We start from the raw sequence: 15,762 nt of genomic DNA on the forward strand, positions 1-15,762 counted from the left end.
ATTCGAATTAAAGCTATTTCCGAGAAAAGCTCAGGTCTTCTGGTGTAAGTTTCAATGAAGCTCATTGGAGATGTTTTTCTTATATTCATTAGGCGACGTACCCAGTCGTTTCTCGAAATGCTTTAGAAAATGATGATAGCTGGAGTAACCAACCTTTTCCGAGACCTCGCTATTTTTATACTGATTCGTCTGTAGCAGCCGGCAGGCTTCCTTAATTCGCAGATTATGAAGCAGTTCATTAAAGCCGATTCCATTTTTACGTATCAGTAATTGGCCTAAATAGGCAGGGTGCATAAAGAAATGTTCCGCCAGCTTCTTAATCGTTAATCCCTCTCGGTAATGCGCATGTATATAATCATTAATATCTTGTACGATTCCTTGTGCTTCGTACGCGTTCTCCTTAAGTAAAAGCTCGAAGCAGACTCTTCCGCACGATTGAAGCATTACAATCAAATCGTTGAAGGTCAGCAGAACTTCATCTAGATTTGGAATGTCGAACAGAAGGCTGGAAGGTGATCCTGCATCCTCTCCTAGTTGAACCCCCATGTATGCTCGAATTTCATGAAGCACGTATATTACAAATTTACGGGCCTCGTCCGGGTGAACCCGCAGCTTGCGAAAGGATTGTTCAATAAGCACCACAACGGACTGGTAAGCGGAATGATCAATAAGCTGAAACGCTCGAAGTATTTTTTCCAGTAGCTGCACCTGATCGTAATGCCATTGAAATGCAACATCCTTGAGCTCGTTATAATCCATAATTAAGGTCTTATCCGCTCCATAAAAAGCATGCAGAAGTGCTTTCTCTGCTGCAGCTCGGGAATGGCTGATACGAGTGAGAGAGGATTCGGCTTCTCCCATCGCCATAAATACACGAAAGCCCGCCAGACGGCGAGCCAGTTCCTCCAATCGCTTTTGAACAGTGTCTCCTGTAACCAGGACTTTAAGGTCAACATCCTCATATACGATGGAAACCAGATTATACTGCAAGCGAATCATATACATGGCTTTAGATCCGTTCAAGCACTCCTCAGCAATATTGCTCCACCGCGCATAATCTTCCCAAGACCCTTGAATCAGGCATACGTTCCATAGATCTGATGACTGTGATAGAGACTCAAGCAAAGAAGTTTCCTCTGAAGATAACTCTTCACCGATCAGCGCTTTCTTCAGCATCAAATGTTCCTGCTCTCTCCGAGCGACCTGGCCAATATAGTGCTGTTTCTGCTCCTTCATCAGTTCCTGTCCCATTTGACGGATCTCCTGCTCCGCCTGTTCCTCATCAAGCGGTTTTAGCAAATAACGGGAAACTCTGTATTTTAGCGCCTTTCGAGCATAATGAAAATCGCTGTATCCTGTAAGAATGATGAATTTGGTTGACTGATGACCTCTGCGTCTCCATTCCTCAATCATCTCCAGGCCATCCATAACGGGCATGTGTATATCGACCATCACAAGATCTGGCCTCAGCTCCTCCAATTGTTTCAAACCTTCGGCTCCATTTGTGCAGACCCCACACACCTCGAAGCCAAGATTTTCCCATGGAATTAATAACTGCAGGCCTTCAAGAGCCAAAGGCTCATCGTCAATTAACAGCACTTTAAATTCCATCGTCAAAGCCTCCTTTTTCTAACCGACGTTCCAGCAGCTGCAATGGAATTTCAAAGGACACCTCGGTCCCTTCCCCGATCCTGCTTACCAGATTAAATTTCACTTTATCGTCATAGTACAATTCGAGGCGACGATATACATTACGCAGCCCAATATTGTAGCCTCCGCTCTCTTCCTCACTCCGCATATGATATAGAACTTCTTGCAGCCGCTCTTTGTCCATACCCCTGCCATTGTCGAATACAACGACACGAAGATGGTCACTTACGATATCCGCTCGGATCTTCACACAGCCAAGTCCTTCTATCGCTTGTATACCGTGTTTACAAGCGTTCTCTGCCAGTTGTTGTATACTCATTTTCGGTATTTTATAAAGTTTTGCCTCATCGCTGATATCAATGTAGTATTCAAATTTATCCCGGAAACGAAATTTCTCAATCCCCAAGTACATGATTGTAAAGCTCATTTCCTCCTCCAGCGTGACCACATCGTCCTTCCAATTCAGTAGACGACGAAGCAGCTTGGACAGATCCTTAATAATATCCTTGACCTCCACATAATTATTTTTGGTACTAACCACAAGGAGTGCATTCAACGTATTGAATAAAAAGTGAGGGTTCATCTGACTTTGCAGCAAATTAAGTTCAGCCCGGATGCGCTCAGTCTCTTGGCTTCGTTGCTGAATTTCAAGCTTGTATACATCGTTGATTAATGACTTAATTTGAGCAGTCATCATATTGAAATTGCGAATCAAATGACCAATCTCGTCTTGCCCGCCGTCTATATTAATCAGCTCAAATTTCTCATTCCCCACTTTTCGCATGTGCCTTGATAGTCGCTTCACCCGATAATTATAGGAACGGAGCATAATATAAATGAAAATAGAAGTCACAAGGGTAATAATTCCCGCTAGCATTCCAAAATAGAGCTGCATAGATAACATAGCTTGTTTAACACGCGTTTCCTGAGGCACACCAATTAACTTCCAGCCTTTTACATAGCTGGCTTTGCCTATCGGAACAATATGTATGTCTTTTTCTTCCAGATTACTTATATCAAACAACGCATAGTCGTTATCCACCTCGCCATGATATTTGTCATCTGCAGACACAATGATTTGATTCAAGTCATTAACTAGATACAGTTCCAGTGAACTTTTTTCTCTTGCAAGCACGTCATAGAAACGACTAAGGTAGAAATCAATGCGTACCAGCTTCTTGTAAGAATTGTGCGCGTAATAATAGTCCATTTTTTCAATGATGCTTAAATACGAAGCGGTAGCAGCACGGTTATTGGCTGCCTGATCGCGATATGCGAGTACTTTTAGAGATTTATCCGCTGCTTCCCACTGCTTATACCAAGTACTTGAGCGCATTGTACCATCCAGAACATAATAGTCACCGCCTGGTACAATAGTTGGATTATCCGTGTAGATGCCAATGCGCTGAATTTGATTATTGGTCGGAATATAGGAGGTCACCCGGTGGCGAAGCAGATCATCAAATGTGCTGTAGAAATCTAGCTGCCCATCGTAGACCCGATCCATGGATTCCGACAGCAGCTTGTCCGTAATTAAGGCATGACTGACAGCAATACCGCAGTCAATCATCGTATGAATGTCCTTCCTTGCCCTTTCCAATGATATTTGCAAATTATGCTCCTCCCGTTCCTTAATCAGCTCTGACATACGATCCATGAACAAGTAATAGCTGGCAAGAATGGGAAGTAAAATTCCGATGACATAAATCAGCATAAATTTGTAATTTAAAGGAATATCATTCACAAAGCTGCGAAACCTGAATTTTCTGAACATGTTTATATCGCCGTCCTTCAGTCATGCTTCATAACCTTCTAATATCCTATTGTAGTTTTCTATATTGCGATGGTGCCATTCCAGTCATTCGCTTGAACTGACTTATAAAATAATCAGTACTCAGATAACCCGAATGCACGGCAACGTCAGCAATGCTCATACTGCTTTGACGCAGCAAACGTTTTGCCTCATCAATTCGCTTATCATTTAAATACTCCCGAAAACTCTTGCCCGTCTGCTGTCTAAATGCTTGCCCTAAATAGTTGGCGTTCATATGAAATTTCTGTGCTAGCTCCTGGAGCCGCAAATTCTCTCGAAATTCCTGATTGACATACTGCTCTACTTGAAAAATGGTGCTGAATTCCTTTCGTTTCCGTTGTTCCTGAATCTCCTTCACAGCCGTGCGGCTTAACATTAGACCGTACTCCAGAAACCTAGGAAATGAGTTAATCCCCGTGATGTCACCTGCCTCATTCTGAACATGCTGTATAAAGGCGTCTACATTCCCCTCCAGTTCCTTCAACTGCCTGAGAACGCCCATTTCAAGAGCAATCAATTGAACCCGAACGTATTCAATATTTGACACAGTCAGCTCAGATTGGGGATTCGCTAGCAGCGCTTGCACCTTCAATTCCACCTTGTCCGTCTCGCCTGCCAAAATGGCTTCCATAAGGTCTGCGAGTGCTTGTTGATTTACTTTAGCCAGGCTATCGTTCGGTGGCAAGTCTTGATCGCGAACAAAACCGGTTTTATATTGATAGCGCTTCCATTTGAGCGCAAATAAAGCTTTTTCATATGCTGAGCGCATGGCGCCTGCTCCACCTAATTGATATCCAAACGCCACGATAATTGCGCCAGAGTTAGAATATGTCTCAAACAGATTTCTGCCGAGCTCCTCAAGCCGCTTCAAGGAATTATTAATGTCGACAGCAAACAAACCTATATTTCCTTCGGAATCCGTAAAAGGTATGGAGCATCGTGTTCCTGCAAAACTTTGTAAGTGCTGCTTAACATCTCCCATACAGTTATCCGTTGAAATCAGAAGACAAGCCATGTTCTCATGACCTTCCATTTGTAGTGTTCGATTCACTTCGTCTTGCAGTTCACTGCTGTCATCCCCTTGAAGCAGGCGATTGAACAAACAATTTACATATAACGCATGCTCACGATGATGAGCTTCTGCTGAAGCGTGCTCCTCCACAATTTTACGTCCGATTATATCCAATACGGCTTCAATCTCCACTTCATCAATCGGCTTGAGCAAATATTCCTCTACACGCTGATTCAGCGCTACTTTAGCATACTCAAAGCTGTCATATCCGCTTAAAATAACAAATTTGGGCGGTCTGTCCATTGTTTTTTTGGAACGTTCTATTAATTCAAGGCCACTTACAGAAGGCATGTGAATATCCGTGATTACAAGATCCGGTTGAAGATTCTCAATCTTGGCCCAAGCATCATTCCCGTTCTCGGCCTCCCCGCAGATTTGAAAACCATATTTGTCCCAATTGACCATGGTTCGCAAACCTTCGAGTACCCAAGGCTCATCATCTACCAACAATACATCCATCATTCATGATCTCCCCCTACCATTGAATGAATATTACATCCCAATCTCCATTTAAGCTAGTAGTATCTTATAATTATCTAGGAGCTTTTAACCAAATTACAACAAACAATACTTTATATAACGTCCAAATCTTTACCAATTATAACGAATAAGGTTATCTTCGGAAAGCACCTGCCTAATCATATAAAAAGATCAGCCATTATTACTGGCTGACCTTATCTTTTAACACGGTTTAATTCTACGCTGAACGTTTCTTCCCGTAGAGCTCCCTATTGATCCGTTCCTTCGACTGGATCGACAACAACTTTTCCATCCGCATCCAATAAAGGGGTAAGCCCGCTGCCTTGTGGATTCCATACATGAAGATAATTCACACCGGTTTGACGATCCACCAAAATATAGAGCAAGCCATGCTGATAATTTTGTAACAGCTTTTCATCAAAACGTTTGTCCCCTTTTTTACTAAACATCAACTACCACTCCCTAACCAGATTATATATTACTAACGTTCGTTAACGATCCAGTCCGTTCTTCTTATATGCATACACAAATACGACAATTGAAATGATGAGCCAGCCGGTAAGAACACTAATATCTCTCAGATTCCAATGGTAACCACCATCAGCAAATATACTGTTGGTAAAGTTCGTCAAGACACCTGTGTAAGTATAGTTCAATATGGCCGACAAATCTTCATGGAACAGCTTGACTGCAGGGACAGAAGTCAATATTACCGTAATTGGCATCGTCACTAGCGCCGTCTGTGCCTGGTTATTTGCAAATATGCCAACTATATATCCAATAATCAGGCTTATAAAGCTGGCAGCTGTTGTCATCAACAAGAAGCTTCCAAACTGCACCTCCGCGAATGAGGTTCCACTCACCGGAATCATCAGAATGTTAACGATAATGAGAATAAATAAGGGCGGCAGCAAAGTCCCGATGAGATACTCTACGCCGTTTACCGAGGATGTCATGAGTACTCTTAACGTATTTTTTTCTTTTTCTTCTGCGAGTGGACTGCTGCTCATGGAGATGCCAGCAATCGCGATATTAAATACAATCCCAAAGCTTAGCACAAATGCATTCGTTGAGAACGTAATCCCTTCACTGCTTACGTCTAAATCAGGTAATAAACTTCGGGTTGCAAACACAAAGCACAGGGCAAGAATAGGTGCTAATATAACACCTGTATTATTGATAATAGTCTGAAATTTCATTCCTGTAATGGCTCTTATTTTTCTTAATGAAATGCTCAATGTAGTTCCCTCCCTGTCAATTCCAAGAAGACTTTTTCAAGTGTCGGTTCGTTAGAATGTATCGTAACAAGCTGATCATCAGCCATCCATTGATTTATTTTTCGGCCAGTTTCTTCGGAATGCGGTAGTGTCAGCTCCCTCTCATCCTTTAACAAAATGTGATAACTCTTATTCTGATTGTACTTGAGACATAGTGCTTTCGGTGTTCCATACTCTACAATCAGCCCCTCATTTAACAGTGCAACATGATCACACAACGTTGATGCTTCCTCCATGTTATGGGTCGTTAGAAAAATAGCGGTACCATTCTCTTTTAACTCGATTAGTAATTCATGCACTGAAATGGCTGTACTCGGATCTAACCCGCTTGTAGGTTCATCCAGAAAGAGCACCTTCGGCTGATGCAGAATCGCTCGTGCCAGAACTAAGCGCTGAGTCATGCCCTTCGATAATTTGCCGGCGAGTTTACGCTTGTGCTCAAATAAACCAACTCTGTGTAGAAGTGAATCTACACGTTCTTTCTTAACCCCCAATATTTTGGCGAACAAATTCAAGTTGCTGTACACCGTCATTTTTTCATAAATGCCACTATGATCTGTAACCATACCCATCTGTTCATAAATACGTTCGTTCATTTGTTCAACTGGCTTACCTAACACGATAGCTCTTCCTGAAGTTTGTGCTAATTGTCCTGTCAATATTTTGATTGTTGTTGTTTTCCCTGAACCAGAAGGTCCAAGAAAGCCAAAAATTTCTCCCGACTGAACTGAAAAATCGAGCCCTTTCAGCGCAGACTCGTCTTTGAATTTTTTGGATAATTGTTCAGCATAAATCACAGTGTTTCTGTCCATTCGCTCTTCTCTCCTTCGCAAATATTGAAAGATAATGATGTTGTCCTTCTGTACTCTAATTTATCGAATGGCAGCAGAAAAGTCGTAAAATAACGCCGAACGGTAATGCAAACAGCTCAAATATAACAAAAAGAGGCCGAAATGTACTCATTCCAGCCTCAAATGTACTCTAAATTTCAATTAATTGTTTCATTTCCTCCAGCCGGCTGCGGGAGAGGGGAAGCTTCACATTCGAATTCCCCTTCAAGATTAAGGTATAACTATTTTTAGAATAACTGATCAATTCAGACACGCGCTGCAAATTCACTAAATAAGATCGGTGACATCGGAAGAAGCCAAATTTAATTAACTTCTCTTCCAGTTCGTTCATCGTTAAATCCGTCGGGAAGTAATCATCATCGATGCGAATATTACTTACACTGTTGATGCTCTCGATATAATCAATTTCGTCTGGACTAAAAAAGATCGTCTTATCTGCCAGCTTACAGCTGACCTTGAATACATTGTTTGGTGTAAGCTTAATGCTCTCATTCAATTCAGATGTAACAGGGGTCGGTTCATTGACAAGGTCCGTTTTCTCAAGTCCCATTAATCTGTTATATCGATATATATCACGGCTTAATAGCAATAACTCTTCTATAGAGTTGGATGTAATTAAGGTGGCCGTATGATTTGAACGAAGATACTCCAGTGCCGTTAAATACAGCTCAATTCCTTCAGCCGTTAGATTATGGAGTGGATTCTGGACTAATATTAAATCCGCGCGGAATAGAAACATGCGGAATAAACTGACTCTTTTCTTCTGGTCTTCTGTCAATTTGTTAATCTTTGTCCGCCAAACATCGGATAGAGAAAAAGCGGCAATATACTCTTCTAATGGATGAGGGAATTCGGCAATTTGTTTAAAAAACGTTAAGTAGCTATAGACAGTCAGTGTATCATATAAGCCATCATCCTGAATGGATGATAGAATTGAGCTCGTTTCTCTTCGAATCGAGCCACTCGTTGGCTGAAGGTTCCCTGAGATCAGGTCAAACAGCGCTGAACTTTCTTCATTCGACATTTTAATGCCGATATGTGAATCGCTCTCGATAACGAGTTCTATATTTTTTAACACCGTTCGATTTTCTACTTGTTTCATTACTTTTTCTAACGAGATCAAGGTCATTCAATACACACTTTCTTTTTCGTATTTTAGGAATTATCTTAGTCCTAAGAAAATCTAAGCCTCCCTCACTTTATACACATCACTCATTTTACCAGCCTGATAGTAAGGATATTCAAGCTTCTGTTGTACAAGATGTGCGGTTTCCTTATTTGTAAGCCACTCGATGAGATATAAACCCAAATCGATTGAGGCCGTCACCCCGCCTCCGGTAATTACCCCTTCATCTCTAACGACACGTGCTTCAATAACTTCCTCGCAGTACGGAGCCAATAAATCATATGCCGAAGAGTTCGTGGTAGCTCTTTTTCCCTTGAGAAAACCTGCCGCTCCTAGTAATAATGCGCCTGTGCAAACAGATACCTTATACGGAACATTCTCGGCAGTCCGGATCCAATCGATAAAAGCCTTGTCATTCCGGAGTTCTCTCGTCACCATTCCTCCAGGGACAAAGACCAGATCAAACTTCCCTAGATTCGGACTTACTTCATTCACCCTCATCGTGAGTCCCCGATCATCTGTGACTTCTTCCCTGTCCGCACAAAAGGTCCAGGATACGTTCTCTTTCGCCTTTAATATGCCTAACCAGGTGATAGCCTCGTAAAATCCAGTGAAGTCCATGCTTGTCATGCCGTTGAACAGTACAAATGCGATTTTCATTTGTTCACCAATCCTTTTCTCATTTGTTTAACAAAAAAAGCATTTGATGTAAAATCAAATACTGTAGTAGACAGACGCATATCCGATATGATGATTATATCAATGCTTGAATTAAACTCAAACACATGATATGAAAATAGACATACACCAATCCCCAGCAGTCTAATACTGCGCCAACGGAGGTCATGTCATGATACCTTTTTATGAGATTCGTGCTGGTGATTTGATTATTAAACATAATGCGAGACAGCTCACGTTTCCTGCTCATCTGCATGGACATATCGAGATACTTTATGTTTTTAACGGTATACAGCGTATACAAATAAATGAAAGCGCATACGAAGTGCATGAAGGCGAGGCAGCGTTAATATTGCCGGACATTGTACACAGGTACTATAGAGTTGGACAGGATCCCGCAGACGCCATGCTGATTATATTTAATCCTCGTATACTTGGAGGTCTTTTTCCTGATCTGATTCAATTTCAACCGGCTACACCTTTAATATCGAGAGCCAATATTCATCAAGATGTAGTCTATGCTCTTAATCAAATTAATAACAGCGAGGATTTTGCCACAAAATTGGGGTTTACTTATATCATCATGTCACATCTTCTTCGCCAAATCGAACTCACTGAGAGGCCGCGAATACCTGTCCAGGACATGTCTAAAAAAATCATGGAATACTTAGCTAATCACTTTACCGAACCGATTACACTAGATTCCCTTGCTTCTGAATTCTCTGTCAGCAAATACTATATCTCTCGCATCTTTTCGGAAAGGATAAAAATGAACTTCCGAAATTATCTTGCCCTTCTCCGTGTCGAATACGCTTCAAAGTTGATTCGTACCACAGACGCATCCTTTACGACCATTAGCAGCAATGCTGGATTTGATAGTCAACGAACCTTTAATCGAGTATTTCAGAGCATATACGGCATGACGCCGAGAGATTTTAGAAATAACGTTACAAAATACCTGAAATGAATCAGCATGAATAAATCAAAGGAGTGCCTATTAAGATAGGCACTCCGGCACTCCCTTACTTCGATTAATGTAATCAGTGTTCAACAGTCACGGTTACAGTCGCAGTGGTTCGATTCCCGGCATAATCAGCAGCCTCATAGGTTATTGTATACACACGTCCTGAACCAGCGCCTGAACGCTCTGCCCTTAATTCAAATTCATAATCTGATGTACCATATTCTGCTCCTTGAATATCATCATTCGTGTTCCCGTCGCCTTTTCCGTTGTCAGGTTCATTACTGGTAATAGATACGAGAGTGATGGAGGCTATACCAGATTCCTCATCGGCTGCGTTAGCAGTCACTCGAATATTCTCCATTCGATGCCCTCTTGCCTTGAGGACAGGCTTATCTACTTCAAGCTGCAGAACAGGAGGCACTTCATCCTCGCCGATGACAAATTCGATCTCATAGATTTTGACGCCTCCGTCCTGAGAAGTTACATGGATAACCGCACTTCCAGGAACGTTCTCCGCTTGCTCGATCGAAATGACAGACTTCTCTGATTGAGCTGTAGCAGTAACGATTGGGATCTCGCTTTGGGCTTCCAGCTCAACTTGGTAAGCAGTCACCTGAGGATCAAAATCAGGTATAGCCACACCATCAACATTCAATGCTTCCAGCTCCCGATTACTATTAGCCAAGTCAATTGAATCAACCGGGTTCCAGCCATCACTTCCACTCAAAATGTTAGCCGGCGTATACCATGCTGCCTCTTCAAGTGTTAGCTGCTTAGTCCAGCGATATCTGCTCTTCGGATTGGCTCCAGGTCCATAACTCGCATACTCGCCATAACGTGCAGTGGTTTCATTATTCACATTGCCCCAGTTATTCCAGCCTTCTGGAGAAATATGCTCACCAAGGTAGCTGTTCACGTAAATAACATTGGCATCAGCACGCCAAGGTCTTCCCAGTGTTACTCCTGTTATGCCTGGATCTGCTGTAATCCGGCTATTAATGAATACATAACCTGGCTTTCCTGCACCTGTAGAGGCAGCCGTGACATAACCATTGCGGAGACTATGGATGTCACTATTTTCAAATACGGCAGAAGCATTTCCAAAGATAAAATCTACAGTTCCTTCAATATAACTGTCCTTATAATAATGGCGTCCATTATTGGCATATAACGTATCCTGATGTCCTCGCAAGCTGACATCCCGGAATGTAAGCCGATCTGCATTGGCATATAACGCGACTGCCTGGCCCGCATCAATGCCTGCATCGTTTTGTATAGTTAGCCGCTCCGCAGTGAAATCATTTGCCAATACCCTGAAGCTATAGCTGTTGGAAGTCCCCAGCGGGTTTCCATTCCCATCTAAGGTGCTGGCAGAGTCTCCATAGATCAGTATCGTGCCTTCTCTGCTTTCTCCAATGAAACGTAAATTGATTTTATCGGAAGGTACACTGATTTTCTCACGATAAATACCGTCTTTAATTTTAATAACCGTCTGAGTTGGACTGTTACTTGGGACCGCATTAATGGCATCTTGCACATTAGAATATTGTCCGGTGCCATCTTTAGCCACTACAATCACCTGTGCAGGTACCTCCTTTAAGGTAACAGAGGAAGCTCCCTCCCCCACAGCGTTCGTAGCCGTAATAATATAGTAGTAAGGGACCCCATTCGTAAGTCCACTGTCCGTATAGCTTGTCTCGGTTAGATCACTTACAACCAGCTCATAAGGACCATTCTCTGAACTACTGCGTTTGATAGAATAGTATGTTGCCTCTGACACGGAATTCCAATTCAGTATCACACTCTCGGCTGCAGGTTCTGTTGTGAATCCAGAAGGTGCTGCAGGTGTGCCGTCATTAGCAGATGGACGTATGCCTACGGCTGCTGATTCGAGACTACGTGTTTGATCGTTCACTGCAGTGACTCTGTAATAATACGGTACTCCATTCATGAGCCCGGAATCGAGATACGTGGATTCGGATACGGTTCCGATCAAATTATAAGCCCCTTCTGCAGTATCGGAACGACGCACTTCATAAGAGGATGCGCCATCTAAGCTCTCCCAATGGAGCTCTGCTCCATTAGGCAGTGGCGCTGCTGTAACCGTTGGTGTCGATAGTTGAGCTGTGGGTATTACCGTTACCGCTTCAGAATTCTCGCCTTCTCCTCCAATACTTACAGCAGAAATGACGTAATAATATGTGGTTCCATTATCCAATCCGCCGTCTCTATAAGAGGTCGAAGACACCTTCGATGCAACCGTCTCAAAAGGGCCTTCCGGATCCGTGCTTCGTTTAATCGTATAGCTAATGGCATGATCAACACCCTGCCAATTTAAATCAGCTTGCGTGCTTCGAGCCGAGATCGTAATTCCCGCGGGTGCATCGGGTCTGATGGCTGCCGAGGAAGGAGTTACCGTAACTTCATTCGAAGGACCGCTCTCTCCCGTTGATCCCACTGCTGTCACGACGTAATAATAAGTTGTATTATTCACCAAGTCCTCATCAATATAGGAGACATCAGTAATTCCACTCGTAACGGTTTCATACGGGCCACCTTCTGTCATGCTCCTCTTGATACTATAAGTAGAAGCGCCTTCAGCAGCTGTCCATTGGAGCTGGGCTTTTTCGTTGCCGGGTACTGCAGTGAGACCCTTCGGACTCTCCACTGGCTCTACATATACTTTAAGGTTGTCATAGTAGATCGTTCCTTTACCCGTTCCCGGCGTTTTGGTGGAAATCCGGCCTATTCCCGAAGCTGTCAGATCTGCTTCAAGTGGCGCATCATCCGCCACTAGCTGATTATCGAGGTAAATATCTGCTGTCTTCGCTGCTACGTTCGTCACTAATCTCAGGTTGTACCATTGATTATTAACTAAAGGATCGGTGAGTTTATAATCTGCTCCATTCCTTTTGTAAACCAGTGTGTAATCCGGCTCCGCAACAGGTGCTGTTGGTTTGCGTAATTGAATGGATAATGCCGTCTTGCTGCCTGTTTCGTCTTGAAGATTGAGAACGGTAGAGGTACCTGGCCATCCTGGAGAGGTCATATCCACTTCAAGAATAAACTTACCCTTCTGCGGGGCGAATTTGCGAAAAAATTCGGTACTACCAACCGCATTATCGTACAGTAATAGAGCTCTGTCTGATGCATTTCCAGTCGTATCGGAAGGAATATCCTTCACCACAACTTTATGATCCGTGTCCTGCGGATTTGGCATAAAGGTATATTCAGCTGGAGTTGTATCGATCGCTGTATCCTCGAAATTCTCATTAATATAATAGACCGTTCCCTGTTCTCCCTCTGGTATAGCGCTCGCTTCCTTAGAATTAAAGCTTGTGCCGCTGCTATTCTCTGCCGTAACGATGTAATAGTAGATCAATCCTGGTGTTAGGTCCGCATCGTTATAAGCATTATCGACAATTCCCGTAGCGACCTCTGAATAGGGGCCTCCTGGAATCTCGCTTCGGTACACTGTATATCCTTGTGCCGTTGTAACTTCGTCCCAGTTAAGTTCAATTGATGTCAGCCCAGCGGTCGCCGTAAGTCCTGTAGGAGCTGTTGGGAAATCCGCGGCCACTGGGTTTACCGATGCATTGGAGAATACCGACGTATTATACTTGCTGTTGTCGTCATCCGCCTTGGAGGCGTCAACCGCCAGGCCAAAATAAACGGTCTCCCCCATAGAAATGGTAGCAGAATCAACGACCTTCCAATCCGTACCATTCTCTGAGATGAGTGATGTGATTTGGTCCCCAAGCCGAACGATTTTAACCCAATATGGAGTATTAATAAAATGCTCCGGCTCTTCTCTGGTCAATGGTTCACCCTCCGTGTTACGGGTCATGATGATGCTCTTCTTACCATATTTGACATAAGAGACGAGCAGTGCAGCCATTTTAGCATTGGATTCCAGATTTTCGCGGATCATAACTCCCGCTTCTGCCCCATCATCGGTACCTGTAATGCTCTCAACTCGAGCCACAATTTCCCCATTGCCAGTCAATTCCTGATAAGCAAAATGAAAATGGTCCTCTTCCCCGTCAATATCTCCTGCAGACTTCAAGGTTACATCTGTATCTGCTTGTCCGAGCTGAGTATGGCCGGCAATTTCAGGTGCACCTATGTCTTCAGATTGCCATGGACTTATATCTCCCGGCTTATTCACATGAACCGCTGCATTACTTGATTGTGTGGAAGTCCCGGAATCATCAATCGCTCGTACCGTTAGAAAATAGGTTCCATCCTGGACATTCTCCCAGTTTAATGAATAAGGTGCAGTGAGGTCCTCTCCAAGCTTGATATCATCTTGATAAAATTCCACCTTAGAAACAGTACCATCCGAATCAGAAGCGTCAGCCTGAATCTCCACCGTCGCTCCTTCCTCCACAATCATGTTGTCTGCAGGATAGTTGATCGAGACAGCTGGATTTATAGATCCATTGCCAACGATCCCGTTTAAGTACATCTCAAGATTCGTATACCCTGATGAATGGATACCATTACGGTCCTCTGCATTAGACGGATTGAGTCCGTGTGCTAACTCCCACTCGTTTGGCATGCCGTCATGATCATCATCTGCGAGTGTAGATACAGCTTCTTCAAACTCAAGGTATCCACCAACTTCTTTTGGAGAATTGATATGCTTCCCTGACCGGTTCTTCACATCGTGGACGACACGAGCGTCAATAGCATCCCTTCGTGGCAGAACGGCTCCTGCCTCTTGGAGCACTCGTTCATAAGCGGTCTCAGCAGTGTCTAGATTAATCGGATTCGGCATGGATACCGCCGTATTCAGCTTCGAATCCGGATTAGCGAGTTCCCCTACTCCGAGCCAGTTATTTGCAGTTACCTCAGGTGATCCGTCCATGATGTTACCGTCTACATATAGGCGAGTGTTCGCACTGACATCAAGGAAGATTTGATCTCTTACGGACCGATAAGTATTGGGACCATATTTATAGTAGTTATTTCTTAGATTATAATTGCCTTCCTCGCCGCCATAAGCGGAGAAGAAGCCCCAATTATAAATGATGTTATTAGAAGAGTCTGTGGGGAAATCCGGCGATCCGGCAAATCTCGGATTACGGCTTACATTATGGGCGATCAGATTATGATGAAATGTTGCATTGTTGCCGCCCCAAATACCTGCATAACCGTGCCTGCCTTTTTGATGGGAGGTCATTAGCATACTCTCTGATATGATGGACCACTGTACTGTCGTGTTCTCATTGACATACATACTGAGCACTTCATCTACCGACCAGCTGAATGAGCTATGATCGATAATGATATCCTTGTGATATCGGCTGCCAAAAGCATCATCCTCGCTGGGATATCGATCTCCAAGCCTAAATCTCATATATCGAACAATAACATTATCTGCCTCAATCGTTGTTGCATAGTCAGACACGGTCACACCTTCACCTGGTGCGGTCTGACCTGCAATTGTTAGATTTGAGCCTGTAATTTTAAGCGGTGTTTCAAGATGAATCGTTCCACCAACCTTGAACACAACCGTCGTATTATCTCTGCTGACTGCTTCCCTAAGTGAACCCGGTCCGGAATCTGCAAGCGTAGTGACTTCGTAAACTTCGCCTCCTCTGCCACCGGAAGTATACATTCCTCCACCTTCCGCTCCCGGAAATGCCGGCAGTCGTTCATCTTGCACAGCCGGTGCTGTTTCTGCAGATGTAATGCCCGTCAATGAAGTCACGAGCATAGATGCGGCCAGTATACCTGACACTATTTTTTTCATAAGCTTCCTCCTTTAAGTTGCAGCTTCATCATCTGCCTGGTTCATTTCTTTACTTGTTCAATATAATCACCCCTTTCAAGGGCTATCTGATCC

10 protein-coding genes are annotated in these 15,762 nt (G+C 43.4%); 1 reads left to right on the forward strand and 9 read right to left on the reverse strand.

The annotated features are described in order from the left end of the window. Positions 1-51 precede the first annotated feature (51 nt). From BK126_RS00655 to BK126_RS00690, 8 genes are all read right to left on the reverse strand, one after another. Positions 52-1,611 carry a response regulator transcription factor gene (locus BK126_RS00655; protein WP_076310826.1) on the reverse strand — a complete coding sequence of 520 codons (1,560 nt, stop codon included), beginning with the start codon at positions 1,609-1,611 and terminating at the stop codon, positions 52-54. Beyond that, positions 1,601-3,424, reverse strand: a complete 1,824-nt coding sequence (locus BK126_RS00660; protein WP_076310827.1) for a sensor histidine kinase — start codon at positions 3,422-3,424, stop codon at positions 1,601-1,603. The genes BK126_RS00655 and BK126_RS00660 overlap by 11 nt, the downstream gene beginning before the upstream one ends. Before the next feature lie 46 nt (positions 3,425-3,470). Then, positions 3,471-4,997: a response regulator transcription factor gene (locus tag BK126_RS00665; RefSeq protein ID WP_076310828.1), complete on the reverse strand. Its 1,527-nt coding sequence runs from the start codon at positions 4,995-4,997 to the stop codon at positions 3,471-3,473. Positions 4,998-5,263: 266 nt separating this feature from the next. Next, positions 5,264-5,464 carry a DUF6440 family protein gene (locus tag BK126_RS00670; RefSeq protein WP_076310829.1) on the reverse strand — a complete coding sequence of 67 codons (201 nt, stop codon included), beginning with the start codon at positions 5,462-5,464 and terminating at the stop codon, positions 5,264-5,266. A 42-nt stretch (positions 5,465-5,506) separates the two neighbouring features. Then, a complete protein-coding gene (locus BK126_RS00675) occupies positions 5,507-6,253 on the reverse strand; it encodes an ABC transporter permease subunit (protein ID WP_076310830.1) in 747 nt (248 codons plus the stop codon). Beyond that, positions 6,250-7,104, reverse strand: coding sequence for an ABC transporter ATP-binding protein (locus BK126_RS00680; protein ID WP_076310831.1), 855 nt, complete (start codon positions 7,102-7,104; stop codon positions 6,250-6,252). The genes BK126_RS00675 and BK126_RS00680 overlap by 4 nt, the downstream gene beginning before the upstream one ends. A 169-nt stretch (positions 7,105-7,273) precedes the next feature. Next, positions 7,274-8,245 carry a LytTR family transcriptional regulator DNA-binding domain-containing protein gene (locus BK126_RS00685; RefSeq protein WP_256209517.1) on the reverse strand — a complete coding sequence of 324 codons (972 nt, stop codon included), beginning with the start codon at positions 8,243-8,245 and terminating at the stop codon, positions 7,274-7,276. Between the two features lie 81 nt (positions 8,246-8,326). After that, positions 8,327-8,929 (reverse strand): DJ-1/PfpI family protein, encoded by a 603-nt coding sequence (locus BK126_RS00690; RefSeq protein WP_076310833.1) that lies wholly within the window; start codon positions 8,927-8,929, stop codon positions 8,327-8,329. 190 nt (positions 8,930-9,119) lie between these two features. Here BK126_RS00690 and BK126_RS00695 point away from each other — a divergent pair, with 190 nt between their 5' ends. Then, a complete protein-coding gene (locus BK126_RS00695) occupies positions 9,120-9,914 on the forward strand; it encodes a helix-turn-helix transcriptional regulator (protein ID WP_076310834.1) in 795 nt (264 codons plus the stop codon). A 73-nt stretch (positions 9,915-9,987) separates the two neighbouring features. Here BK126_RS00695 and BK126_RS00700 read toward each other — a convergent pair whose 3' ends face one another. Further along, a complete protein-coding gene (locus BK126_RS00700; protein WP_076310835.1) occupies positions 9,988-15,669 on the reverse strand; it encodes a pectinesterase family protein in 5,682 nt (1,893 codons plus the stop codon). Positions 15,670-15,762 lie beyond the last annotated feature (93 nt).

Source organism: Paenibacillus sp. FSL H7-0326 (assembly GCF_001955535.1).
GTDB classification, from domain to species: Bacteria; Bacillota; Bacilli; order Paenibacillales; family Paenibacillaceae; genus Paenibacillus; species Paenibacillus shunpengii.

What these genes read in the sequence shown, in the direction of transcription:
- BK126_RS00655 (WP_076310826.1), bottom strand. Translation starts at nt 1,611, where the DNA reads ATGGAATTTAAAGTGCTGTTAATTGACGATGAGCCTTTGGCTCTTGAA.
- BK126_RS00660 (WP_076310827.1), bottom strand. Translation starts at nt 3,424, where the DNA reads ATGTTCAGAAAATTCAGGTTTCGCAGCTTTGTGAATGATATTCCTTTA.
- BK126_RS00665 (WP_076310828.1), bottom strand. Translation starts at nt 4,997, where the DNA reads ATGATGGATGTATTGTTGGTAGATGATGAGCCTTGGGTACTCGAAGGT.
- BK126_RS00670 (WP_076310829.1), bottom strand. Translation starts at nt 5,464, where the DNA reads ATGTTTAGTAAAAAAGGGGACAAACGTTTTGATGAAAAGCTGTTACAA.
- BK126_RS00680 (WP_076310831.1), bottom strand. Translation starts at nt 7,104, where the DNA reads ATGGACAGAAACACTGTGATTTATGCTGAACAATTATCCAAAAAATTC.
- BK126_RS00685 (WP_256209517.1), bottom strand. Translation starts at nt 8,245, where the DNA reads ATGAAACAAGTAGAAAATCGAACGGTGTTAAAAAATATAGAACTCGTT.
- BK126_RS00690 (WP_076310833.1), bottom strand. Translation starts at nt 8,929, where the DNA reads ATGAAAATCGCATTTGTACTGTTCAACGGCATGACAAGCATGGACTTC.
- BK126_RS00695 (WP_076310834.1), top strand. Translation starts at nt 9,120, where the DNA reads ATGATACCTTTTTATGAGATTCGTGCTGGTGATTTGATTATTAAACAT.
- BK126_RS00700 (WP_076310835.1), bottom strand. Translation starts at nt 15,669, where the DNA reads ATGAAAAAAATAGTGTCAGGTATACTGGCCGCATCTATGCTCGTGACT.